The organism is Bradyrhizobium sp. USDA 4449, assembly GCF_054056275.1.
The window spans coordinates 184,153-206,160 of the sequence record NZ_JBSRYD010000001.1 but is presented as its reverse complement, the minus strand read 5'-3'; the positions used below and the strand labels follow the sequence as shown (position 1 = coordinate 206,160).

The 22,008-nt window shown below is 64.9% G+C and carries 22 protein-coding genes; 8 read left to right on the top strand and 14 right to left on the bottom strand.

Annotation, left to right across the window (positions count from 1 at the left end; translation table 11 throughout):
* Positions 1-44: 44 nt before the first annotated feature.
* A complete protein-coding gene (locus ACVIIW_RS00995) occupies positions 45-2,327 on the top strand; it encodes a fused MFS/spermidine synthase (RefSeq protein ID WP_456699028.1) in 2,283 nt (760 codons plus the stop codon).
* Positions 2,328-2,336: 9 nt separating this feature from the next.
* On the opposite strand, the gene ACVIIW_RS00990 is transcribed toward ACVIIW_RS00995, so the two are convergent.
* Positions 2,337-3,275 (bottom strand): glycerophosphodiester phosphodiesterase, encoded by a 939-nt coding sequence (locus tag ACVIIW_RS00990; RefSeq protein WP_456699027.1) that lies wholly within the window; start codon positions 3,273-3,275, stop codon positions 2,337-2,339.
* A gap of 295 nt (positions 3,276-3,570) precedes the next feature.
* Positions 3,571-4,353, bottom strand: coding sequence for a L,D-transpeptidase family protein (locus ACVIIW_RS00985; protein WP_456699026.1), 783 nt, complete (start codon positions 4,351-4,353; stop codon positions 3,571-3,573).
* A gap of 361 nt (positions 4,354-4,714) precedes the next feature.
* On the opposite strand from ACVIIW_RS00985, the gene ACVIIW_RS00980 reads away from it, so the two are divergent.
* Positions 4,715-5,038, top strand: coding sequence for a hypothetical protein (locus ACVIIW_RS00980; RefSeq protein ID WP_456699025.1), 324 nt, complete (start codon positions 4,715-4,717; stop codon positions 5,036-5,038).
* Between the two features lie 28 nt (positions 5,039-5,066).
* Here the strand turns inward: ACVIIW_RS00980 and ACVIIW_RS00975 are convergent, their stop codons facing one another.
* Together ACVIIW_RS00975 and ACVIIW_RS00970 are read right to left on the bottom strand one after the other, a co-directional pair.
* Positions 5,067-5,828 (bottom strand): ABC transporter permease, encoded by a 762-nt coding sequence (locus ACVIIW_RS00975; protein WP_456699024.1) that lies wholly within the window; start codon positions 5,826-5,828, stop codon positions 5,067-5,069.
* Positions 5,825-6,748: an ABC transporter ATP-binding protein gene (locus tag ACVIIW_RS00970; RefSeq protein WP_456699023.1), complete on the bottom strand. Its 924-nt coding sequence runs from the start codon at positions 6,746-6,748 to the stop codon at positions 5,825-5,827. The genes ACVIIW_RS00975 and ACVIIW_RS00970 overlap by 4 nt, the downstream gene beginning before the upstream one ends.
* Positions 6,749-7,031: 283 nt before the next feature.
* Between ACVIIW_RS00970 and ACVIIW_RS00965 the strand changes: the two genes are divergently transcribed.
* Together ACVIIW_RS00965 and ACVIIW_RS00960 are read left to right on the top strand one after the other, a co-directional pair.
* Positions 7,032-7,748 carry a hypothetical protein gene (locus tag ACVIIW_RS00965; RefSeq protein WP_456699022.1) on the top strand — a complete coding sequence of 239 codons (717 nt, stop codon included), beginning with the start codon at positions 7,032-7,034 and terminating at the stop codon, positions 7,746-7,748.
* Between the two features lie 177 nt (positions 7,749-7,925).
* On the top strand, positions 7,926-8,879 hold the full coding sequence (locus ACVIIW_RS00960; protein WP_456699021.1) for a LysM peptidoglycan-binding domain-containing protein: 954 nt from the start codon (positions 7,926-7,928) through the stop codon (positions 8,877-8,879).
* 7 nt (positions 8,880-8,886) lie between these two features.
* On the opposite strand, the gene ACVIIW_RS00955 is transcribed toward ACVIIW_RS00960, so the two are convergent.
* Positions 8,887-9,960, bottom strand: coding sequence for a tartrate dehydrogenase (locus ACVIIW_RS00955; protein WP_456699020.1), 1,074 nt, complete (start codon positions 9,958-9,960; stop codon positions 8,887-8,889).
* A gap of 149 nt (positions 9,961-10,109) precedes the next feature.
* Here ACVIIW_RS00955 and ACVIIW_RS00950 point away from each other — a divergent pair, with 149 nt between their 5' ends.
* Both ACVIIW_RS00950 and ACVIIW_RS00945 read left to right on the top strand, forming a co-directional pair.
* Positions 10,110-11,027, top strand: a complete 918-nt coding sequence (locus tag ACVIIW_RS00950) for a LysR family transcriptional regulator (protein WP_456699019.1) — start codon at positions 10,110-10,112, stop codon at positions 11,025-11,027.
* Positions 11,028-11,065: 38 nt separating this feature from the next.
* Entirely contained in the window at positions 11,066-11,890 is an 825-nt protein-coding gene (locus ACVIIW_RS00945) for an aspartate dehydrogenase (protein ID WP_456699018.1), read from the top strand.
* Positions 11,891-11,956: 66 nt separating this feature from the next.
* Here ACVIIW_RS00945 and ACVIIW_RS00940 read toward each other — a convergent pair whose 3' ends face one another.
* The 7 genes from ACVIIW_RS00940 to ACVIIW_RS00910 all read right to left on the bottom strand — a co-directional run bounded on the left by ACVIIW_RS00940 (position 11,957) and on the right by ACVIIW_RS00910 (position 17,466).
* The gene (locus ACVIIW_RS00940; RefSeq protein ID WP_456699017.1) at positions 11,957-13,261 is read right to left on the bottom strand and encodes a PQQ-dependent sugar dehydrogenase; all 1,305 of its coding nucleotides are present in this window, start codon (positions 13,259-13,261) and stop codon (positions 11,957-11,959) included.
* 336 nt (positions 13,262-13,597) lie between these two features.
* A complete protein-coding gene (locus ACVIIW_RS00935; protein WP_092228316.1) occupies positions 13,598-14,224 on the bottom strand; it encodes a methyltransferase family protein in 627 nt (208 codons plus the stop codon).
* A 31-nt stretch (positions 14,225-14,255) separates the two neighbouring features.
* Positions 14,256-15,287 (bottom strand): NAD-dependent epimerase/dehydratase family protein, encoded by a 1,032-nt coding sequence (locus tag ACVIIW_RS00930; protein WP_456699016.1) that lies wholly within the window; start codon positions 15,285-15,287, stop codon positions 14,256-14,258.
* 32 nt (positions 15,288-15,319) lie between these two features.
* Complete coding sequence (locus tag ACVIIW_RS00925; protein ID WP_456699015.1) at positions 15,320-15,838, bottom strand: Mpo1 family 2-hydroxy fatty acid dioxygenase; 519 nt, start codon at positions 15,836-15,838, stop codon at positions 15,320-15,322.
* A gap of 167 nt (positions 15,839-16,005) precedes the next feature.
* The gene (locus ACVIIW_RS00920; protein ID WP_456705054.1) at positions 16,006-16,674 is read right to left on the bottom strand and encodes an OmpA family protein; all 669 of its coding nucleotides are present in this window, start codon (positions 16,672-16,674) and stop codon (positions 16,006-16,008) included.
* Complete coding sequence (locus tag ACVIIW_RS00915) at positions 16,674-17,090, bottom strand: hypothetical protein (protein ID WP_456705053.1); 417 nt, start codon at positions 17,088-17,090, stop codon at positions 16,674-16,676. Before ACVIIW_RS00915 ends, ACVIIW_RS00920 begins: the two co-directional genes overlap by 1 nt.
* An 88-nt stretch (positions 17,091-17,178) precedes the next feature.
* A complete protein-coding gene (locus ACVIIW_RS00910) occupies positions 17,179-17,466 on the bottom strand; it encodes a type II toxin-antitoxin system HicB family antitoxin (RefSeq protein ID WP_456699014.1) in 288 nt (95 codons plus the stop codon).
* Between the two features lie 76 nt (positions 17,467-17,542).
* Between ACVIIW_RS00910 and ACVIIW_RS00905 the strand changes: the two genes are divergently transcribed.
* Positions 17,543-18,370: a hypothetical protein gene (locus tag ACVIIW_RS00905; RefSeq protein ID WP_456699013.1), complete on the top strand. Its 828-nt coding sequence runs from the start codon at positions 17,543-17,545 to the stop codon at positions 18,368-18,370.
* A gap of 27 nt (positions 18,371-18,397) precedes the next feature.
* On the opposite strand, the gene ACVIIW_RS00900 is transcribed toward ACVIIW_RS00905, so the two are convergent.
* Positions 18,398-21,001, bottom strand: coding sequence for an ATP-dependent helicase (locus tag ACVIIW_RS00900; RefSeq protein WP_456699012.1), 2,604 nt, complete (start codon positions 20,999-21,001; stop codon positions 18,398-18,400).
* A 241-nt stretch (positions 21,002-21,242) separates the two neighbouring features.
* Here ACVIIW_RS00900 and ACVIIW_RS00895 point away from each other — a divergent pair, with 241 nt between their 5' ends.
* Entirely contained in the window at positions 21,243-21,413 is a 171-nt protein-coding gene (locus ACVIIW_RS00895) for a DUF1328 domain-containing protein (RefSeq protein ID WP_045006173.1), read from the top strand.
* 53 nt (positions 21,414-21,466) lie between these two features.
* Here ACVIIW_RS00895 and ACVIIW_RS00890 read toward each other — a convergent pair whose 3' ends face one another.
* Complete coding sequence (locus ACVIIW_RS00890; RefSeq protein WP_456699011.1) at positions 21,467-21,967, bottom strand: thioesterase family protein; 501 nt, start codon at positions 21,965-21,967, stop codon at positions 21,467-21,469.
* Positions 21,968-22,008 lie beyond the last annotated feature (41 nt).

Genomic DNA, 22,008 nt, shown 5'->3' with positions numbered 1-22,008 from the left:
AACCGGTGCCCACTTCGCTGGAAAACGCTTTGGCCGGAGCTCCCATGGATTCGATCGTGCAACCCGCCGCCACGGAGCAGCCGTCCTTGTCGCGCAACCGGCTGCTGCTGGCGGTCTACACCGCCGCGATCTTCGTCAGTGCGCTGCTGCTGTTTTCGGTGCAGCCGCTGTTCACCAAAATGGTGCTGCCGCGGCTCGGCGGCTCGCCGGCGGTGTGGTCGGTGGCGATGGTGTTCTTCCAGTCGCTGCTGCTGGCGGGCTACGCCTATGCGCATCTGCTCATGCAGATCAGGAATCGCGTGGTTCCGGCCGTGGTGCATCTGGTGCTGCTGATTGCGGCCTTCATCACGCTGCCGCTCGGCATCGCCAGCGCCTATGGCGAACCGCCGGCGTCCGGTTATGCGGTCTGGCTGCTCGGCCTGTTCGTGGTGTCGATCGGCCTGCCGTTCTTCGCGCTCGCCGCCAACAATCCGCTGCTGCAGGCCTGGTTCGTTCGCACCGGCCATCCTGACGGCCATGATCCGTACTTCCTCTACGCCTCCTCCAACATCGGCAGCTTCCTGGCGCTGTTGTCCTATCCGTTCCTGCTGGAGCCGATGTTCACGCTTCATGCGCAGAACCGGCTCTGGACCGGCGGCTATGGTCTCCTGATCCTGCTGATCGCAGCCTGCGGCGTGCTGCTGCTGCGCTCGCCGAAGCTGGCTGTCGTCGCTGCGCAAACCGAAGAGGCACATGCGCCGGCGCCCACAGTGGCGACGCGGCTGCGCTGGATCTTCCTTGCGGCGGTTCCGTCGGGACTCCTGATCGCAGTCACTGCGCATATCTCGACCGACGTCGCGGCCGCGCCGCTGCTCTGGGTGTTGCCGCTGTCGCTGTACCTGCTGACCTGGGTGGTGGTGTTCCAGAAGCGTCCCTTGCTGCCGCACAAAGGGATGCTGATGCTGCAGCCCGTCGCGATCGCGGGCGTCATCTTCCTGCTCGCCTTCGGCGGCGAGCAGAATTTGCTGCTGACGCTCGGTGGCCACCAATTGTGCTTCTTCATCATCGCGATGGCCTGCCACGGCGAACTGGCGCGGACCCGTCCCGCAGCCAGATATCTCACCGGCTTCTATGTCGCGCTGTCGTTCGGCGGCATGGTCGGCGGTCTCTTTGCCGGCCTTGTCGCGCCCTTCACCTTCTCCTGGATCGCCGAATATCCGATCCTGGTCGCGCTCGCGGCGCTGTGCCGGCCGTCGGCGAACGAGCGTCTTGCGGGCATCGTGAGATGGTACTGGCTGGCGCTGGCCATGCTCGCGGTCGCGCTCGTTGTGCCGTCCACCATGACGGGCGATCTCTCGACCTGGTTCGAGGATCAGCGCGTCTGGGTCGCCTGCGCGGTCGGCATGCTCGCCGCGCTCCTGGCGCTGGCGTTCAATGCGGGGCGCTGGAAGATCTTTGCCACCGTCGCGCTGGCGCTGGCCTTGACGCGGATCTATCCTTCGGACGAAGGACGGGTCACCACCGTGCGCAGCTTCTTCGGTGTGCACAAGATCGTCGTGACGCCCGGCGGCTATTTCCATGTGCTGATGCACGGCACCACGATTCACGGCGCCGAGCGCTTCCGCAACAATGACGGCACGCCGGTCACCGGCAGGCCCGAGCCGATCACCTACTATCACAAGGACGGCGGGATCGGTCAGGCCGTCACCGCGGTGCGCGAGCGCAAGGGCGCGCCGTTGAAGGTCGCGGCGATCGGCGTCGGATCCGGCACGCTCGCCTGTGCCGCCGAGCCCGGCGAGGACTGGAAATTCTTCGAGATCGATCAGTCCATGGTCGATGCCGCGCGCGACCCGAAGAATTTCCGCTATATCTCGAGCTGCCAGCCGGACCTGAAGCCGGTGATCGGCGATGCGCGTCTAACCTTCGCGCGGGAGCCCGACGGTGTCTACGACCTCATTATCGTCGATGCCTATTCGTCGGATGCAATCCCGATTCATCTGGCGACCGAAGAGGCGATGAAGATCTACAAGGACAAGCTCGCTCCGCACGGCGCCGTGGTGATGCACGTCTCCAACCGCCATCTCGATCTCGAGCCCGTCGTGGTCGGCATTGCCGATGCCAACGACCTCAAAAGCTGGGTGTTTGACGAGGATTCGGGCCGCGACGCCGACTACATCTTCTCCACCGACGTCGTCATTTCCGCGCGGGAGGCTGAAGACGTCGGCAAGCTCGCCTCTTCAAAACAGTGGGAGGAGACCGAGGCGGACGAGAAGGTGCGGGTCTGGACCGACGACTATTCCAACGTCCTCGGCGCGCTGTACCGGCGCCTGCGATACGGGGAGCCGTAGATCCGACGCCTACGGCTGAACCGGCGTCCCCGCTGGCAGCTTTATTCCTTTTTCGCCGGCGACCTGTCGCAGCAGGTCTGGCCGATCAGAGATGATGCCGTCGACGCCGAACGCGATCATCCGCGCCATGTCGTCAGGCTTGTTGACGGTCCAGACCACGACGCGCAATCCCTGCGTATGGGCTTCGGCGACAAGTGCTGCGGTAACGTCGCCAAAATAGGGCGACCACACCGCGCCGCCCGCGGCCTTGATCGTGCGCGGCAGCGAACCGCCGTGATCGGCCGGGTTGAAGCCCGCCGTCCAGCTGGTGGCCTTGTCGAGGGTGACCGATGGTGCCGAGCCGCGCTGGATCGTCAGGTACACGGTCGGAATGGTCGGGGCCTGGCGCTGCACCAGCAGCAGCGTCCGCCAGTCGAACGACTGGATCATGACGCGGTCGGAGAATTTCTCGTCTTCGATGACCCCGAGCAGCTTGGCAACGAAGGCTTGCGGCTCCAGCGATTCTTCGGGGTGATCCGGATTGATCTTGGTCTCGATGTTGAAGCGCACGCGTTCGTTGCCGGATTTGCGCACCAGCGCGAACAACTCCTTCAGCGTGGGAATGCGGGTCCCCGGCAGCGCGCGCTGGTCGGGAAACTGCTTGGCATAGGCGCTGTCCGGCCGGATCTGGCCAACGTCGTAGCTCCTGACATCGGCGAAGCGCAGCTTCACGAACGGCGTTCCCGGCGCGGCGACATAGGCGCCATTGGCATCCCGTGCGAGATCGGGATTAAGCCCGCGCTCGTGCGACACGACGACCTCGCCGTCGGCGGTCACGCCGACGTCGAGCTCGAGCGTATCCACCCCCATCGAGAGCGCGTTGGCAAAGGCCGGCAGGGTGTTTTCCGGCAGCAGCGCCCGTCCGCCGCGATGCGCCTCGAGATCGAAAGCCATCGCTTGTCCAGTCATGGCGTGTCCTGTCGTGAGAACCGATAGCACGGTCAGAATTGTCGCAATGGGTGACGGCATCACGGTTCGCAACCCGAGTGAAGGGAAGAGCATATGACGCGAGAGCGATGTCGCCGGCAAGATTCTTATGGTCAATCTGCCGTTTGATCGCGGCGCTCGTCCCGACCCAGCCGTCGTGCGCGATATCCAATGCCGCTGCGAAGAAGCCCGCCGGCATCCTCGAGCCGGTCGCGCGCGTTCGTCGATGCCGTGGGAAGATCGTCGAACGCGGCGACGCCGCGTTCAAACGATAACATCAGTTCTGGTAGTAGTTGCGCGGCTGATAATACTGCCGCCGCTGCGGCTGATAGTAGTAGCCCTGCTGGCTATAGGCCGGGTCGTAGGTCGGCTGCGTTTGCGGCAGTTGCTGGTAGACCTGCGTACCGTAGGGGCGGGTGATCGGGCGCGGCGCCGGATAGCGCGCCCCGGTGTCGCTGCCGTCGGCGGGATAGATGTAGTTGTCGTCCTGCTGGACGTAGCGGCGCGCGGGCTGCAGCGGCGGCGTCAGGTTCACGGGATCGCCTGAGGTGGCGTATTGCTGCTCCTCGGCCGGCTGCTGCGCGCGGGCGACTGCGCTGTTGGTGCGACCGCGACTGCGCGCGAGCGCGACCTGCGCCGAGCCGGTCAACGTCACGGTGGTGTTGAGCACGCCCTGCTCCTGCACCAGCGCGTAGAGCGTCGAGGCGTTCTGGCGCGACAGCCGCACGCAGCCGTGCGAGGCGGGCGTGCCCAATCGTCCGACCGAGTCGGTGCCGTGGATGGCGTGTCCGACCTTGGTGAAGAAGATCGAGTGCGGCATCGGCGCGTCGTCGAATTCCTTGGAGAAATGATCCTCCTCCATTCGGAAGGCGCGGAAGGACCCGCTTGGCGTCTCGCGCGAGGGGATGCCTGTTGACACCGGCCAGTGATACCGCGTGACCCCGTCGACGACGACGGTCATCTGCTGATTGTCCTTGTCGACGGTAATGTCGACCTTGGCCTGCGCGGTGCCCGCGCTCAAAAGCATCAAGGAAGTGAACACAAAGAATAAGGAACGCATCTGACGTCTGGCCTCCGGCCTGTTCACGCCGAGCATGATCCGGAAAAGTGTGTAGCGGTTTTCCGGAAAGATCATGCTCAACCAATAACGCCGCGGCTCACCGTCCCCCGGCATGCACTATGCCTGCAATCCGGCTTTGGTTCCAGCGGCCTGCCGACCCATCGTTAACGTGATGCCGGGCGTAAGCAAGGCCGCTTTGTGCCGCGCATGTCCCGGCGGCGCTGACATTTTCGCGAGCGGGAGATGCGTTCACATCGCCGACAATTCGTCAAAAAGGCGCAACCATTTGGCCGCTTCAGGCGTTGATCGTGTCCTGCCGGACAGGCGACTTTCGCCGTCAGTCATCCCTTTAGGACCAAAGATGAACAAAGCTCGTACCACCGCCGCTGTCCTGCCGGCCGGCTTCCGCGTCCGCCTGCTGTTCGGGGCCGCCGTCGTCCTTCTTGCGCTGATGTCGCTGCCGCATCCCGGCCATGCGCAGGGCATCGTACGCGGCGCCCAGGAGGGCTCCTATGAAGGCAACCGGATCGCTGGTCCGGTGGGCGGTGCAGTCGGAGGTGTCGTCGGTGCCGGGGTCGGCGGCGCTGTGGGCGCAGTCGACGGCATTCTGGGCATTCCCTATCACGGTCGCCGCCACTGCCGTGGATACTATGATGGCTATCACCACTTCCGCTGTTACCGGTAGTTGGGCGAGCGCGGAATGACGGGAAGGATCAGTTTTTCAACCTGTATCCGGTCCGGAAGATCCACCAGATCACGGCGAGACAGACCGCCAGGAATGCCACCGTCATGCCGATGCTGACGGATACGCTGACGTCCGCAATCTCGTAGAAGCTCCAGCGAAAGCCGGAGATCAGGTAGACGACCGGGTTGAGCAGCGCCACCGTGCGCCAGGTCGGCGGCAGCATGCCGATCGAATAGAAGCTGCCGCCGAGGAAGGTCAGCGGCGTCACCACGAGCATCGGAATCATCTGCAGCTTTTCGAAGCCGTCGGCCCAGATGCCGATGATGAAGCCGAACAGGCTGAACGTCACCGCCGTCAGCACCAGGAAGGCCAGCATCCAGACCGGATGGTGGATATGCAGCGGGACGAACAGCCCGGCTGTCGCCAGGATGATGAGGCCCAAAATGATCGACTTGGTCGCGGCGGCTCCGACATAGCCGAGCACGATCTCGAAATATGAGATCGGCGCCGACAGGATCTCGTAGATCGTGCCGGTGAATTTCGGGAAATAGATGCCGAACGACGCGTTGGCGATGCTCTGTGTCAGCACCGAGAGCATGATCAGGCCCGGCACGATGAAGGTGCCGTAGCTGACGCCCTCGACCTGGCTGATGCGCGAGCCGATCGCCGCCCCGAACACCACGAAATAGAGCGAGGTCGAGACCACAGGCGACACGATGCTCTGCAGCAGCGTGCGCCAGGTGCGCGCCATTTCGAACAGATAGATGGCGCGGATGGCGCGGTGATTCATGACGTCCTCACGAGATCGACGAAGATGTCCTCGAGCGACGATTGGGTCGTGTCGAGATCGTTGAAGCGGATTCCGGCGGTCCGGAGATCGCCGAGCAGGCTGGTGATGCCGGTGCGCTCGCCCTTGGTGTCGTAGTCGTAGACCAGCGTCTCGCCACCGTCGCAGAGCTCGAGCGCGTATTGGCTGAGACTCTCCGGCAGCGAGGTCACCTTGCCCTGCAAATGCAGCGTCAGGCGCTTCTTGCCGAGCTTCTGCATCAAGGTCGCCTTGTCCTCGACCAGCACGATCTCGCCCTTGTTGATGACGCCGATGCGGTCGGCCATCTCCTCGGCTTCCTCGATGTAATGCGTGGTCAGGATGATCGTGACGCCGGATTGCTGGAGCGTGCGCACCACCTCCCACATGCCCTTGCGCAGCTCGACGTCCACGCCGGCGGTGGGCTCGTCCAGGAACAAGATCTGAGGCTCGTGCGACAGCGCCTTGGCGATCATCACACGGCGCTTCATGCCGCCGGACAGAGTGATGATCTTGTTGTCCTTCTTGTCCCAGAGCGAGAGGTCCTTCAGCACCTTCTCGATATGATCAGGATTCTTCGGCTTGCCGAACAAGCCGCGGGAGAAGCTGACTGTGGCCCAGACGCTCTCGAAGGCGTCGGTGTGCAATTCCTGCGGCACGAGGCCGATCAGCGAACGCGCCTTGCGGTAGGAGGTCTGGATATCCTCGCCGCCGACAATGACTTTGCCTTCGCTCGGATTGGCGATGCCGCAGACGATCGAGATCAGCGTGGTCTTGCCCGCGCCGTTGGGGCCGAGCAGCGCGAAGATCTCGCCGCGCTTGATGTCGAGATTGATGTTCTTGAGCGCCTTGAAGCCGGACCCATAGGTCTTGGACAGATTGGCGACGGAAATCATGGAGGACATGGGGGCCGTGTGGGTGGGGGGGAGGCGCCGAAACCCGCACCCTGGCGGGCGGAGAGCAGCGGAACCCTGAAATAGGAATGGCCTTGCCCCGTCGCAATTGGCGGGAGAAAAATGGTCTCAAAACCGGGCGTTAAGCGGCAGGTTTAGAACGAGTGTTGCGCGATGGTCACGGGTTGCGGCTAAGATCATTGTTCACGCGGCTCTTTGTTGCGTCTGCGAGCAGGCCGTGGCTACGATTCCGGTCAATCGCGAAGCGTATTGTATGTCCCCAGGGAAACCATCGATGAGACCGAACGGCCGTCACACAGCCGGCGCCAGCCAGTTGCCCACTCTCCGCATGTGGGCGATCTGCCTGCTTCTGCTGTCAGCTGTTGCCATGACCCCGACCTCCGCCCGGGCAGCACCGAGCCAGGCCGCGGCGACGACGCATGTCTATCTGCTCCGTGGCGTGCTCAACATCTTCTCGCTCGGGCTCGACACGATCGGCGCCCGGCTGCAGGCGCAGGGTATCCCGGTGACCGTCGCAAACTTCGTGTCCTGGTCCTCGCTCGCCGATGAAGCCGCGACGGAATACAAGGCGGGCCGGCTCAAGACCATCATTCTGGTGGGCCACTCCTCGGGCGCGACCGCGCTGCCTGACATGATCGCCAAGCTCAACCATCTCGGCGTTCCCGTGAAGCTCGCGATCGGCCTCGACTCCGTGTTCAAGACCAAGCTGTCGACCGGCGCCGAGCGCTACATCAACATCTATATCGGCGACGGTCCGGGCGAGCCCGTCCGCGCCGCCGATGGTTTCCATGGCAAGCTCGACAATGTCGACGTGCGCGGCAGCGGCGTCGGCCACATCACCATCGACAAGAACGAGGCGATCCAGCGCCGGGTCATCGCCGAGATCGACGCCGCGATCGCCCGCTCGCGGGCTCCGGCGGGACCGGTCGCCGAGCCCCGTGCTCCGCGGGGGGCGCGTTCAGCGGCAGCAATGGCGCCGGCACGGAACTGAAACAGGCATGCGGCGGCTATTGGCCGCCGCCGGCTCACTGCGCTCGCCTGTGGCCAACCCCCGGTCAAGGAAACGACCCGCGGCCCAAATGATCCGTGCCGCAAATTCCGCCCAATCAGTGGTCACTAAGCGCCGCAAGGGAGGCGCTTGCCTCCGGTGGCGGGACTGCAGGGCTCGATGATTGATCCAAGGCGACTTCTGGTGTTGGCGGCGGTTGCGCTGCTCGCCTTGAACTCCGGTCTGGTCGCGGCCTCGCCCGCCAAACCGAAGCGTGCGGCCGTCACGACGCCTGCGCCGCCTCCTGATCCGCCACCAGCCGAGCCGCAGCCGCCGCCGAAGATTTACCTGTTCCGAGGCGCCATGGGGCCGATCTTCTCGACCGGCATCGACCGGCTGAGCGAGAAGCTGACCAAGGCCGGCTTCTCGGCCGACGTCTACGAATTCACCTTGTGCCGGCTGATCGGCAAGCGCGCCATCGCCAGTTACAAGGAGAGCCCGGCGCCGATCGTGCTGATCGGCCATTCCATGGGCGGGCTATGCTCGGTTCTCATCTCCGAGATGGCGGCCAAGGAGAACATCCCGATCAGCCTCGTCATCACCATCGATCCCGCGCACGCGACCGATGACGTGCCGCTCAATGTCGAGCGCTTCATCAACATCTTCCTCTCCGACAGCGTGCTCGGCGGCGGCAACGTCGTGGCGGTGCCCGGCTATCGCGGCCATTATGCAAGCTACGACCTCAAGGAGAACAGCCGCGTCACGCACATCAACATCGAGAAGTCGGACGACATCCATCGACAGATCGTCGAGATGGTAACGCAACTGCCGCGCATCCAGGCGGCGCAGACCGAGGCCGATGCGGTGCCGCTGCGCTATCTCGTCCCCGCTGATACGCTGGTCGAATTGTGGGACAGCGGCGTGCGCATGCCGGTTCGCCGCGGCGATACCATGGAGAGCATTGCCGCAGCCAATCGCGTGCCGCTGTGGTCGCTCGCGCAGAGCAATTCGCTTGCGGAGAACGCAGCCCTCACCCCGGGGCAGTCGATCATCGTCCCGCGCCATTTGACGCCGCCGGACCCGACGGCGGCGATGGCGGTGCCGCCGACAGCGGCACCCTCAGGGCGGAAGTAGGATTCTCTCAGACGTTCGAGCCGTGGATCGCGTCGATCACGGCATCGGTCACTTCCTTCGTCGTCGCCTTGCCGCCAACATCAGGCGTCAGCACGCCGGCTGCGCAGACCTGCTCGACCGCCTTCATCAACCGTGCCGCCGCATCCCTCTCGCCGAGATGTTCCAGCATCTGCGCACCGGTCCAGAACGTTGCGACCGGGTTGGCGATACCCTTGCCCGTGATGTCGAAGGCCGAGCCGTGGATCGGCTCGAACATCGAGGGAAAGCGGCGCTGCGGATCGATGTTGCCGGTCGGTGCCACGCCGAGGCTGCCCGCCAGCGCACCGGCGAGGTCGGAGAGAATGTCGGCGTGGAGGTTGGTCGCGACGATGGTGTCGAGGCTCTTCGGATGCAGCGTCATCCGCACGGTCATGGCGTCGACCAGCATCTTGTCCCAGGTCACGTCGGGGAATTCGGTCGCGACTTCGGCGGCGATCTCGTCCCACATCACCATGCCGTGGCGCTGGGCGTTCGACTTGGTCACCACGGTCAGAAACTTGCGCGGCCGGGACTGCGCGAGCTGGAAGGCGTAGCGCATGATGCGCGTCACGCCGACGCGGGTGAAGACCGCGACCTCGGTGCCGACCTCCTCCGGCAGGCCCTTGTGCGCCCGGCCGCCCATGCCGGCATATTCGCCTTCCGAGTTTTCGCGCACGATCACCCAGTCGAGATCGCCGACGCCGACATTGCGCAGCGGCGAGGCGACGCCGGGCAAAATCTTGGTGGGCCGCACATTGGCGTATTGGTCAAAGCCCTGGCAGATCGGCAGGCGCAGGCCCCACAGCGTGATGTGATCGGGCACGTCGGGGGCGCCGACCGCGCCGAAATAGATTGCGTCGAACTTCTTCAGTTCAGTGAGGCCGTCCGCCGGCATCATAACGCCGTGCTTCTTGTAATAGTCCGAGCCCCAGTCGAATGTCCTGACCTTGAAAGCGATGTCGCCGCTGCGCTTGGCCAGCGCTTCCAGGACGCGGACACCCGCTGAGATCACCTCGGGGCCGATGCCGTCGGCGGGAATGGCTGCGATCGAATGGGTGCGCATGGGATGCTCCGTTTGGGATGTCAGTGGAATGCCTGCAATGAGCCTAGGCAGGGTCGCCGTCGCGCTCAATTCGCACTGGTTTATACAAAAAAATGATATAATCGCCGGCACGTCCGGTTCGGTCGATCGGGCGAGAGTGAGGACTTTGAATGGAATTGCATCAGCTCCGATGCTTCGTCGCGGCGGCCGAGCAGCTGCATTTCGGCCGCGCCGCGCAGAATCTCCAGATGCTGCCGTCCGCGCTTGGGCGCCAGATCAGGCTGCTGGAAGAGGATCTGGGCACGCGGCTGTTCGCGCGCACGACCCGCGCCGTCTCGCTCACCGAGGACGGCACGACACTGCTGCGCGACGCCCGCGCCATTCTCGCCCGGGTCGAGGCCGTCGAGAGCAATTTGCGCAACCGTTCGCGCGAAGGCGTTGCACGGCGGCTGCGGATCGGCGCCATCGACAGCGCCGCAGCCGGCCTGCTGCCGCCGTTGCTGCGCGACTTCCGCAGCGGGCATTCCGACGTTTCGGTGCAGCTTGTCGAGGACAAGACCATCAGGCTATTGCCGAAGATTCTGACCGGCGCGCTCGATCTCGCGTTCGTCCGTCCGCCCGACCGGGCGGACAAGCGGCTGGAATTCCGCCCGCTGCTCCAGGAGACCGCGATCGTCGCCTTTCCGCAGCGCCATGCGCTCGCCGCGCGCAAGTCGGTCATGCTGGCCGATATCGCCGATGAGCCGTTGCTGGTACCGGACCGCCGCTCGCGGCCGGACAGCCACGACCTCACGACAAAACTGTTCGAGCAGGCCGGATTGACGCCGCGCATCGTGCAGGTTGCCGACGAGAAGCAGACCATCATCAATCTGGTCGCAACCAAGCTCGGCGTTGCGATCGTGCCGCGCTGGACCGCGCGAATGGCGGTATCAGGCGTGCGCTTCGTGCCGCTCCGGCCGAAGCAGAGCGGCCCGGTCGGCCGGCTGCCGCTGGCTGCGGCCTGGTTGCGCGGCTCGCGCGATCCGGCCCGCGATGCGATTTTGGCGGTGCTGGAGAGGCGCCTGCGCAGCTATGCGCGCGAGGCGTGAGCGGCTATGACACGGCTCTGGATCAAAGGTGGGATGCAATGACGGATCAAAGCGCGCCGAACCAATTGCGGGTGGCCATCGCAGGCCTGGGCTCGATCGGCAGCAAGATTGCGACTGCGCTCGATCAGGGTATCGAGGGGTTGACGCTCTCCGCCGTGGCCGTCCGCGATCCCGCCAAGCATCGGGCGTTCCTCAGCGGTTTGCGCCATCCGCCACAGATCCTGCCGATCGAGCAGCTCGGCGACGCCGCGGATCTCGTGGTCGAATGCGCGCCGACCAGCCAGTTGCGTGCGATCGTCGAGCCGGCGGTGAAGCGCGGCAAATCCGCGGTGGTGGTCAGCGTCGGCGGGCTGCTCGACAATTTCGACCTCGTCGATCTCGCGCGCGCCAATGGCGGCCGCATCCTCGTGCCGACGGGCGCGCTGATCGGGCTCGATGCGGTCAACGCCGCCGCGGTCGGCACGATTCATTCGGTGAAGATGGTCACGCGCAAGCCGATCGACGGCTTGAGGGGCGCGCCGTTCATCGTTCAGAACACCATCGACATCGACAATCTGCGCGAGCCGCTCAAGCTGTTCGAGGGCAGCGCGCGCGACGCGGCGAAGGGCTTTCCTGCAAACGTCAATGTCGCCGTTGCGCTGTCGCTGGCGGGCATCGGGCCCGATCGCACCCAGATGCAGGTCTGGGCCGACCCCACCGTGACGCGCAACGTTCATCGCATCGAGGTCGAGGCGGATTCGGCGCGGTTCTCGATGGGCATCGAGAACATCCCGTCCGAGAATCCCAAGACCGGGATGATCACCGCGCTGTCGGTGATCGCGCTGCTCCGCAAGCAGCGCGCCACGTTGTGCGTGGGGACTTGAGTTCCCCACGAGGGGGAGGGAACGCACCTCTCTCGGGGCGCCGGTGGAGTGCTACTGCTTCAGATCTTACGCGCCCGTGACGCGCCAGATCACGTTGCCGACGTCGTCGGCCATCAGCAGCGACTTCTTGTCGGGACCGATCACGACGCCAACCGGGCGGCCGTAGGATTCCTTCTCGTCCGGGGACAGGAAGCCCGACAGGATGTCGCGAGCCGCGCCTGAGGGTTTTCCGTTCTCGAACGGGATGAACACCAGCTTGTAGCCGGACAGCGTGCTGCGATTCCAGGAGCCGTGCTGGCCGATCACCATGCCGTCTCCGAATCCCGGCAGGGTCCCTGCGGGCATCCAGCACAGGCCGAGCGAGGCGGTGTGACCGCCGAGCGCGTAATCCGGCGTCAGTGCCTTGGCGACCATCGCCGGGTCCTGCGGCACGCGGTCGTCCACTGTCTTGCCCCAGTAGCAATAGGGCCAGCCGTAGAAGCCGCCATCGCGCACCGAGGTCAGGTAATCCGGCGGCGTCTCGTCGCCGAGCCCGTCACGCTCGTTGACCACGGTCCAGAGCACGCCGGTCGTCGGCTCCCAGGCAAGTCCCACGGGGTTGCGCAGGCCCGCAGCAAAAATGCGATGCGTGCCGGCGGCGAGGTCGAGCTCGTAGATCGCGGCGCGGCCTTGTTCGACCTCCATGCCCATCTCGGCGATGTTGCTGAGCGAGCCGACGCCGGCGTAAAGCTTCTTGCCGTCGGGGCTTGCGAGCAGGCTGCGCGTCCAGTGGCCGCTTGGCTTGAAAGTGGTGAGCCGCTTGCCCGGCGCGGTGATGCCGTCGGCATTGGCCACATAGGGGAAGGCCATCACACCGTCGGTGTTGCCGACATAGAAAGTGTCGCCGACCAGCGCCATGCCGAAGGGCTGGTTGAGGTTCTCCATGAAGGCGCCGCGGACTTCCGCGACGCCGTCCCCGTCCTTGTCGCGCAGCAGCGTGATGCGGTTGGCGGACACGCCGAGCGCCGCGGCGCGGCGCATCGTCGCCTGCATCGCGTAGTGGAACACACTGCGCGGCGCACCTGCGATCTGCGTCGCCTCGGCGATCAGCACGTCGCCATTGGGCAGTACCTCGATCCAGCGCGGATGGTCGAGATAGGTCGCAAACGCGTTGACCTTGAGCCCCGGCGCGACCGTCGGCTTTTGGCCCTGGCTCCAGCCCCTCGCGGTCGGCATCTTCAAGGTGGGCAGCGCCCCCTGCGGCTTGGCTTCGGGAATGGCGGGCGCCTGACCCCAGGCGGGTGCGGGCGCGGTGCCCGAGAGCTTGCGCCATTGCAGCGCGACTCCGCCAACGAACGCGACGAACTGCGCAAAGATGCTGGAAAAACTCATGGGAAAGCCCTTGTCGAACATGCGGCACAGTGCAACGCCCGACCGCACCAAGCCCCGCGCGGGCTCAGGCCCATCGTCGATCTCTCCAGATCGACGATGGAACGTCGTCGTGCCAGTTTGCGCGCGCATCCAACTGGCTGGCGGTCAAAAGGTCAACCGGGACGGAACTCACAGGGTGGCAATTCCCAGGGAATGGCAGCTGATCGAATTTGCATAGGGAGTTCCCGCCCGTCATCCCGATGAGGTGCGGAGTGGCGCGATGCATTCGCATCGGCGGCTTCGCACCTCGCAGGATGACGGGATCAAGTACCGGAGAAAGGCTAGAGAACGCCGCGCTCACCGCGGCGACGTGAACGGGATGATCATCGGCACGCGGCGGCAATAGGCGCCGTAGGCGTCTTCGCCGAGCTCCTTCGACAGGAAAACTTCTTCCATCCGGCCCTTCTGCCACATGCCGAGCGAGATCAGGATGGCGCCGAGGATCGTCGTGACGCCGCCGATCGCGAAGCCGGTGACGAGCATGCCGAAAATCAATCCCGTGTAGATCGGGTGACGCACGATGCCGTAGGGGCCGGTGTCGATGACGCGGTGGTCTTCCTTGTGTGTGATGGTGTTCGACCAGAATTTCCCGAGATGCAGCCGGCCCCACCAGGCGAAGGCGATGCCGGCGATCGAGAGGACCGCGGCGAGGGTGATGCCGGTGTTGCCGAGCACCCAGAGCGGCTTCCAGCCCAGCGCCGCCGCAATCCAGGGCGTGTACAGGATGCCGCCGACCAGGATCGGCAGGCGATAGCGCTGCGACTCCAGCGTCATGACCTGCTTCTTGGTCCGCCCCTGCCAGAATGAGGCGCCCACCCAGCTGGCGAGAAAGGCGAGCCAGATCAGAGCCAGGAGTTCGGTCGGCCAGGTCGTGGTCCAGCCGCCCCAGGCGACGGAGAGAAGCTTGCTGAAATCGAAAGACATGCGGAAAGGTTCTTTGGTTCGGGCGGCGGCCTCAGCTCGCGCGCGAGGAGAGCGCGTGATGCTTGATGGCGCCGGAGGGCTGCTGGCCGTTGCGGGCGAGCAGATGGGTGATGGTTTCGCGCAGCACCGGCTCGATCGGCCGCGGTGCATAGCCGAGCTCGGTGCGGGCCTTGGCGATCGAGAGGTCGCTCGCGGCCAGCGCGATGCGCACACCCTCGCCAGTGCCATTGGGCGGCCGGCGCGTGATGCGATCGGAGATCTTCTCGAGCATGATCGCCGAGAGCTCGGCGATCTTGCCGGGAACGACGACCGGATATTGCCGCCGTCCGCTCATCGCCGACATCATCCGCAGGATCTGGCCGAGCCTGACGCAATCGCCGCCGAGGATGTAGCGCTGGCCAATGCGGCCGCGCTCCATCGTCAGCACGAGGCCCATGGCGACGTCGCGGACGTCGACGAGATTGACCAGGAAGTCGAGATGCGGCTGCACCTTCTTCTGGAGGAAGTACCACAGCATCGCGGTGGGCGGCGTCAAATTGTGGTCGGCGGCGCCGATCGGCATGGTCGGCGTGCCGATCACGAGCGGGAAGCCGCTCGCCGCCGCCTTCGCGGCATGATGCTCGGCGAGCGACTTCGAGCGCGTATAGGCGCCGGGCATCGCATCGGCCGGCTGCAGCGCCTCCTCGGCGGCAACGCCGTTGAGATCGGCGTAGGGGAACAGGATCGATTCCGTCGAGCAGTGCAGGAAGCGTGAGACGTTGCGCTTCATCGCCGCCGCAAGCACGACCTCGGTGCCGCGGAAATTGACGTCGTGGAAGTCCTGCTTGTTGGCGACCCACATGCCGGGCAGGCCGGCCAGATGATAGACTTGCTCGACGCCTGAAACTGCAGCATCGACCGCGGCGCCATCAAGCACCGAGCCGTGCACATACTCGACGTCCGCGTTCGCGGCAGCCGGCGGCCTGACGTCGAGCACGCGTACCCGCTGCCCACGGGCGCGGAGCGCTTCGACGAGATGCTGTCCGATGAAACCGCTGCCACCGGTAACCAGTACGGAAGTCATGAAGTAGGTTTTGCTGTTCCGCTTCGAGAAAGCTATCGGGTTGAAAGGGAGTTGGCCGGAAGAGGCGCGAGAATCGCGGCAAGGTCGCGACGAAAACCCAGTGCAATGAATAATTTCGCCATGACGAACATCGGTCCAAGCAGGAAATGCGAGGGATGATCGACCATCGACGGTTGCCGTTCCTCAAATACCCGGTGGCCAACGATCTGGGACGCAACGCCGAGACCGATGAGCACCGCAAAAATCGACCACATCATGGCGGTCGAGACCTGATTGCCGATTGCGGTTGCGACCGAAAGCAGCACGATCATCGACGCGAGGATGCCGAGCCCGACGCCGGTATCCAGCATCAGCCAGTATGCCAGCACCGGCAGCGCCAAAATCACCGCCAGGCTCACCTCGACCCCGAACATCGGAAAGGCGACCCGCGTCAGCGGCAGCGTCGCGCCGGTGAAAAGCAGGAGAATGCCGACCACGTGCATCGCGCAATTCCAGGGATCGCGATGATATTCGACATAATCGGCCAGTTGGCGTTGAAAATAGCCAGCCATTTCAGTCTCGTCGGCACGGGGGCGGGAAGGATGAACGACAGCGTATAGCACCTGAGAGGGCAGCGCACAAACCGGTGCGAGTGTCGCGCAAAGCGGTGCTGTCGCGCTGTGAGACAGGTCACAAAATCGTCAAGACTTCAGCGGGTTCCGCCGAAAATCCCGTGCGCTCAATGCCTCTTTGCGGGCTTTTTTGCCGCAGGCGCCGGCGCTGCAGGGGGATGCGCAGGTGCAGCGTCGGGCACCTTGGCAAAGGTCAGGATCTGCGTCTGGCCGTTGACCGCCGACGTCGGCTTGGCGCGGTCGAGGAACTGCTCCTCGCCGAGGCCGATCGGCTGCAGCCGCTTGGTCGAAATCTTGAACGTGTTCACCAGCACGTCGCGGATCGCATCAGCCCGGCGCTGGCTCAGGATCGCATTGGCTTCCCGCGTCTTCGAACTGGATTCGACGTGGCCGACGATCAGGAACGTATAGGGCAGCAGCGAGGCGTGAACCAGCGCGTCTGCGATCCGGCCGACGGTCTGGTAGGATTCCGGCTGGATGATCGGGGTATCGGCGTCAAACTGGATCTGGGCGTTGAAGGCGGGCAGCTTGGCGAGGTCAGGCGCGATCAGCGGCCGGTTCACCGGACCCGGATCGTTCTTGATCCGCGCCTTGGCCCGCTCCATGACCTGCTGCTTCAGGGCCGGGAGATCGACCTCGACGCCCTCCTCGTAATGATCGAGCTTGCCGACGATGTCGTCACGGGTCGGAGCCGTCTGGGCGCGGGCCGCGCCTGTCAGCAGCGCGAGGCCCAATGCGATGGCGAATCCGGCGGTGACGTGCCCGGTTGCGCGCATCATCGATACCCCGCGTCGTCGACGGCCTTCAGGCAATTGTTGCTGATGCCCTTGGGCGTCGAGACCAGGCAGGGGATCGACTTGCTGGTTTCCTTGGTCGAGCCGCCGCAAACCTTGACGATCTCGCGCTGGCAGGCGTTCGCGACCGTGGCACGGGCGGCAATGCGCTTCTGGATCGCGTCGAACACCGTGAGATAGTCGCTCTGGCACTGCGGAGAGAGCACGTCCCGGTTGCGCGACAGGCATTCCTTCAGGCGGGTGGAATCAGGATTGACGCCGCGGCAATTGGCGACGATTTCCGCACCGCAGCTCTTGGCCAAGATCCCGATCGAATCGCCAAAGCTCATGGTCTCCGCCGTCGCAAGCGACGGCATCCCCAAAGCAAGTCCAACCAGTGTGATGAAGCCCCGGACCATGGGTGCATCTGATACGGGGAAGTTCGCCATGGTCAAGGGCTGATCGCCCCAGACCTGTCGAGAGTTCGGCCGGTGCGGCGAACAGTCCTCACTCCTCGAAATCGTCGCGCGGAGGAAATTCGATCAGGACGGCCGTGTGTTTCCCCATCGCGACGGCAAATTCCGGATCAGCCTCGAGCTCGTCCAATGTCCTTGGGCGGGGAAGCTCGCGGCCGTCCGCTGTCAGCTCCTCCGCGTAGAACGCCAGCGCCTCGGGCGCATTCTCCAGGGCCTCGTGGACGTCGTCGCCGCCGGAAATACAGCCGGGCAGGTCCGGAAACCACAGGCTGACGTCGTCCGGGCCTGCGTCCTCGATGATGGCGACGTAGCGAGCCATGGCAGGCTGACGACCCCGAAAATTGTAACGATGGGTTGATTTCAATTATGAGTACCTGATTTGCGGAGGTAAGCAATTGAGCAATTTGACCTTGGCCGACGGCGCCGGCTCGTTCGTGTTTCGTGATGAAGGCGCCGTCCCTTCGCCGCGAACGATGCGGGTCTTCTCCTATTGCCCCCGCTCGCGCAGCCCGCGCACGCGCATCATCGTGGCGATGCATGGTGTTGACCGCGCCGCTGCGGAGTTTCGCGATCTGCTCGCGCCCCAAGCCGAACGCAACGGGCAAATCGTGCTGGTGCCGGAGTTCGATCCGGATCAGTTCCCGGGTGTCTACGCATATAATTTTGGCGGCGTGCGGCGGCCGCCGCCGGACAACGCGGTTCTGCCGCGCGATCATTGGAGTTTCGGCGTCATCGACCGGCTGTTTCAGCACGTTCGACATGCGACCGGATCGAGCCGCGACAGTTTCGGCCTGTTCGGCAATTCCGCGGGCGCGCAATTTGTGTTGCGCTATCTCGCGCTCAACGAGGCTGGGTTCGTCGATCGGGCCGTTGCCGCCAATTGCGGCTGCTACATGCTGCCTGATCTCGCCAAGGACTATCCGGACGGCATGGGAGGGATTGGTCTCGACGAAAGCCATCTGCGGCGATATCTGGGGCGCCGCCTGATCATCCTGCTGGGCGAGGCCGACAACGACCCGGATGCCGCCGATTTGCCCCGCTGGGACGAGGCGATGGCCCAAGGTCCTCACCGTCTTGCGCGCGGTCTCTGGCATTTCGAGCACTGCACGACGCTGGCCAAAAGCCTTGGTGTGGCGCTGGGCTGGCGACTCGAAATCGCGCCCGGCGCCGGGCACGTCCACCAGCTCATCTACGACCAGGGCGCCAACATCTTGAACGGCTGAGTGGATGGCCTCGCGTGCAGGGCCTGCTCACGCCCGCTGCACGAAGCTGTCGACGACCTTCTTCTCGCCGGCCTTGTCGAAGGCGATCGTGAGCTTGTTGCCGTCGATCTTGGTGACGCGGCCGTAGCCGAATTTCTGGTGGAAGACGCGGTCGGCGAGCGAGAATTCCGAGGTCGTGCCGGTGGATTTGGCGACCAGCTCGCCCTCGATCGTCATCGGCCCGCGGCGGCGCGAGGAGAAGCTGCCGAAATCGGGGCCTGACGAGGAGGAGGACGAGAACGTCGCGGCCTCTTCCTCGAAGCCGCCCCGCCCGCCGCCGCCATTGCGCCCGCCGCCTTTGTTGCGGTTGGCCTGAGCGCGCTGCCAGCCGGGCGTCGAATAGGTCGAGCCAAACGCTTCCATGTCGTCGAAGCGCGAGGCGCCGTAGCCGCCGGTGCCGCCCCAGGCCGAGCCGCCCTTGGATTCCGTGATCTCGACATTGGCGGCCGGCAATTCGTCGAGGAAGCGCGACGGGATCGTGGTCGACCAGGTGCCATGGATCCGGCGGTTGGTCGCGAAATAGATCATGGCGCGGCGCCGTGCACGGGTGAGGCCGACATGGCCAAGCCGGCGCTCTTCCTCCAGGCCCGCGCGGCCCTGTTCGTCCAGCGTGCGCTGGCTCGGGAACAGGCCCTCCTCCCAGCCGGGCAGGAACACGTTGTCGAATTCGAGGCCCTTGGCCGAGTGCAGCGTCATCAGCGACACCGCGTCGTCCTCGGCGCCGCCCTCGCGGTCCATCACCAACGAGATGTGCTCCAAAAACCCTTGCAGGTTCTCGAACTCCTCCATCGAGCGCACGAGCTCTTTCAGGTTCTCCAGCCGGCCCGCGGCGTCAGCCGAACGGTCCTTCTGCCACATCTCGGTGTAGCCGCTCTCGTCGAGCACGATCTGGGCGAGATCCGTATGCGCGGTGACCTCGCGCTGGGCGCGCCATCGGTCGAACTGGGCGACGACATCGCGCAGACTTCCGCGCGCCTTCGGCTTCAATTCGTCGGTTTCGACCACCGCGCGCGCCGCCTCGAACAGCGGAATGCGGCGCTTGCGGGCGTGGTCGTGCAGCAACTGTATGGTGGCATCGCCAAGGCCGCGCTTGGGCACGTTGACGATGCGCTCGAAGGCGAGATCGTCGGCCGGCGAATTGATGACGCGCAGATAAGCCAGCGCATCGCGGATCTCGGCGCGCTCGTAGAAGCGCGGACCGCCGATGACGCGATAGGGCAGGCCGAGCGTGACGAAACGGTCTTCGAACTCGCGCATCTGGTAGGAGGCGCGCACCAGAATGGCGATCTCGTTGAGCTTCTCGCCCTTGCGCTGGATCTGCTCGATCTCCTCGCCGATGCCGCGCGCTTCCTCTTCCGAATCCCACGAGCCCGTCACCGTGACCTTCTCGCCGTCGTGGTCTTCGGTGCGCAGCGTCTTGCCGAGCCGGCCTTCGTTGTGCGCGATCAGATGCGAGGCGGCAGCCAGGATGTGGCCGGTCGAGCGGTAATTGCGCTCGAGCCGGATCACCTTGGCGCCGGGAAAGTCGTGCTCGAAGCGCAGGATGTTGTCGACCTCGGCGCCGCGCCAGCCATAGATCGACTGGTCGTCGTCGCCGACGCAGCAGATGTTTTTGACGTGGGGCGTCTCTCTGTCTTCCTCCTTCACGGGGGCGCGACGAGCTTCGCTCGCGCTGAGAGGGGCGGGGTGAGGGGCTCTCTCCACAAGCCCGGTGCTGGGAGAGTCCCCCTCACCCGCCGCGCTCTGCAGGCGGGGAGAGGCCAAGGACGAAGACGACGGCGCCTGCGACAGCAGCCGCAGCCACAGATACTGCGCAACGTTCGTGTCCTGATACTCGTCCACCAGGATGAACTTGAACCGCTGCTGATACTGCCGCAGGATGTCAGGATGCTCGCGGAAGATGCGGATGTTCTCCAGCAGCAGATCGCCGAAATCCGCGGCGTTCAGGATCTTCAGCCGCTCCTGGTAGCTCGCATAGAGCTTGCCGCCCTTGCCGTTGGCGAAGACGGCGGCTTCGCCCGAGGGCACCTGCGACGGCGTCAGGCCGCGGTTCTTCCACCCGTCGATCAGGCCGGCCAGCATGCGCGCGGGCCAACGCTTGTCGTCGATGTTGTCGGCTTGCAGCAACTGCTTCAACAGCCGCACCTGGTCGTCGACATCGAGCACGGTGAAATTCGACTTGAGCTGCGCCAGCTCGGCGTGAAAGCGCAGGATGCGGCCGCCGATGGAGTGGAAGGTGCCGAGCCAGGGCATGCCTTCCACGGCGTGGCCGAGCATCTGGCCGAGCCGGTGCTTCATCTCGCGGGCCGCCTTGTTGGTGAAGGTCACCGACAGGATCTCGGCGGGGCGGGCGCGCCCCTGGCTCAGGATGTGGGCGATGCGCGTGGTCAGTACGCGGGTCTTGCCGGTGCCGGCGCCGGCCAGCACCAGAACCGGGCCATCCAGCGTCTCGACCGCCTCGCGCTGCTCGGGATTGAGCCCGGCCAGATATTTCGGGCCGACGGAGGCGCGCGCACGCGCGGCGATGCCGCCGGCTGCGGGCTGGTGGTCGGGTACGCCTGTGATTTTGCTCGGCTCGGTCATGCGAATCATTGGCCCCACGATGGCACCGCGGGGTTGCGGAAGGGAGCCTTCATAACAGGGATTGGCGCCAATATGGGGGCGGCAGTGCCGGTTTTCCACGTGCGCGGTGGGGTGATTTTGTTCCTGGAGGGGCAGCGAATTTCCCGGCCGAGCGGGCCGGAACCATTGTTCCGAGATGGCGATTGTTTCTGCAAGTGAGGCGCCTCAGCCGCGCCGATCGCACACAGACAACGAAACAGAGGTTTTGACCATGCTGAGCTGGGTTGTGACGTTTCTGGTTATCGCCCTGATCGCCGGCATCCTGGGCTTTGGCGGCCTCGCCGGCGCGTCGATCGAAATCGCCAAGATCATCTTCTTCGTCGCGGTCGTCCTGTTCCTGGTCTCGGCCGTGGTCGGCCTCGCCCGCGGCAGGAGGATCTAGCGGTCATCTCTGCCTCTCCCCGTCGGGGAGAGGTGGATGGCAGCAGCTCTTGGCTATCTCTTCGAAGGCATCGCCACGTTTCGGCCGATGCCTTCCGGCCGCGCCACGGCGCGATGAGCCATGACGACGGCCGCGATGCGCTCGCTGATATCAGGCGGAAACGCCGCCACCTTGCGCGAGCTCATGTCGATGTGCAGCGACATGTTTTCCGATGTGGCCGACAGCCAGCCTTCGGTGGCGTGACGCAGCTCCTGGAAGGTGTGCAGTCGCTTGTCGTCGGCTTCCAGCAGCCAGACCGAGACCTGCACGGGATCGCCGAGATGGATCTCGCGCAGATACCGCACGTGGCATTCGGCCGTGAAGGTCGAACCGTTGCGCTCTTTCATGTAGCCGGGCCCGATCCCGAGTTGCAGCCACATCTGGTCGATCGCCCGGTCGAACATCACGTTGTAGTAGGCCATGTTGAGATGGCCGTTATAGTCGATCCATTGCGGCTCGATCTGCATGATCGATGAGCGGAACGGCTCGGGCTTGGCGGCGGCACTGTCCGGCATGTCTCATTCCCTGCCTATGCGTCCGGTCGCTTGACTTGACC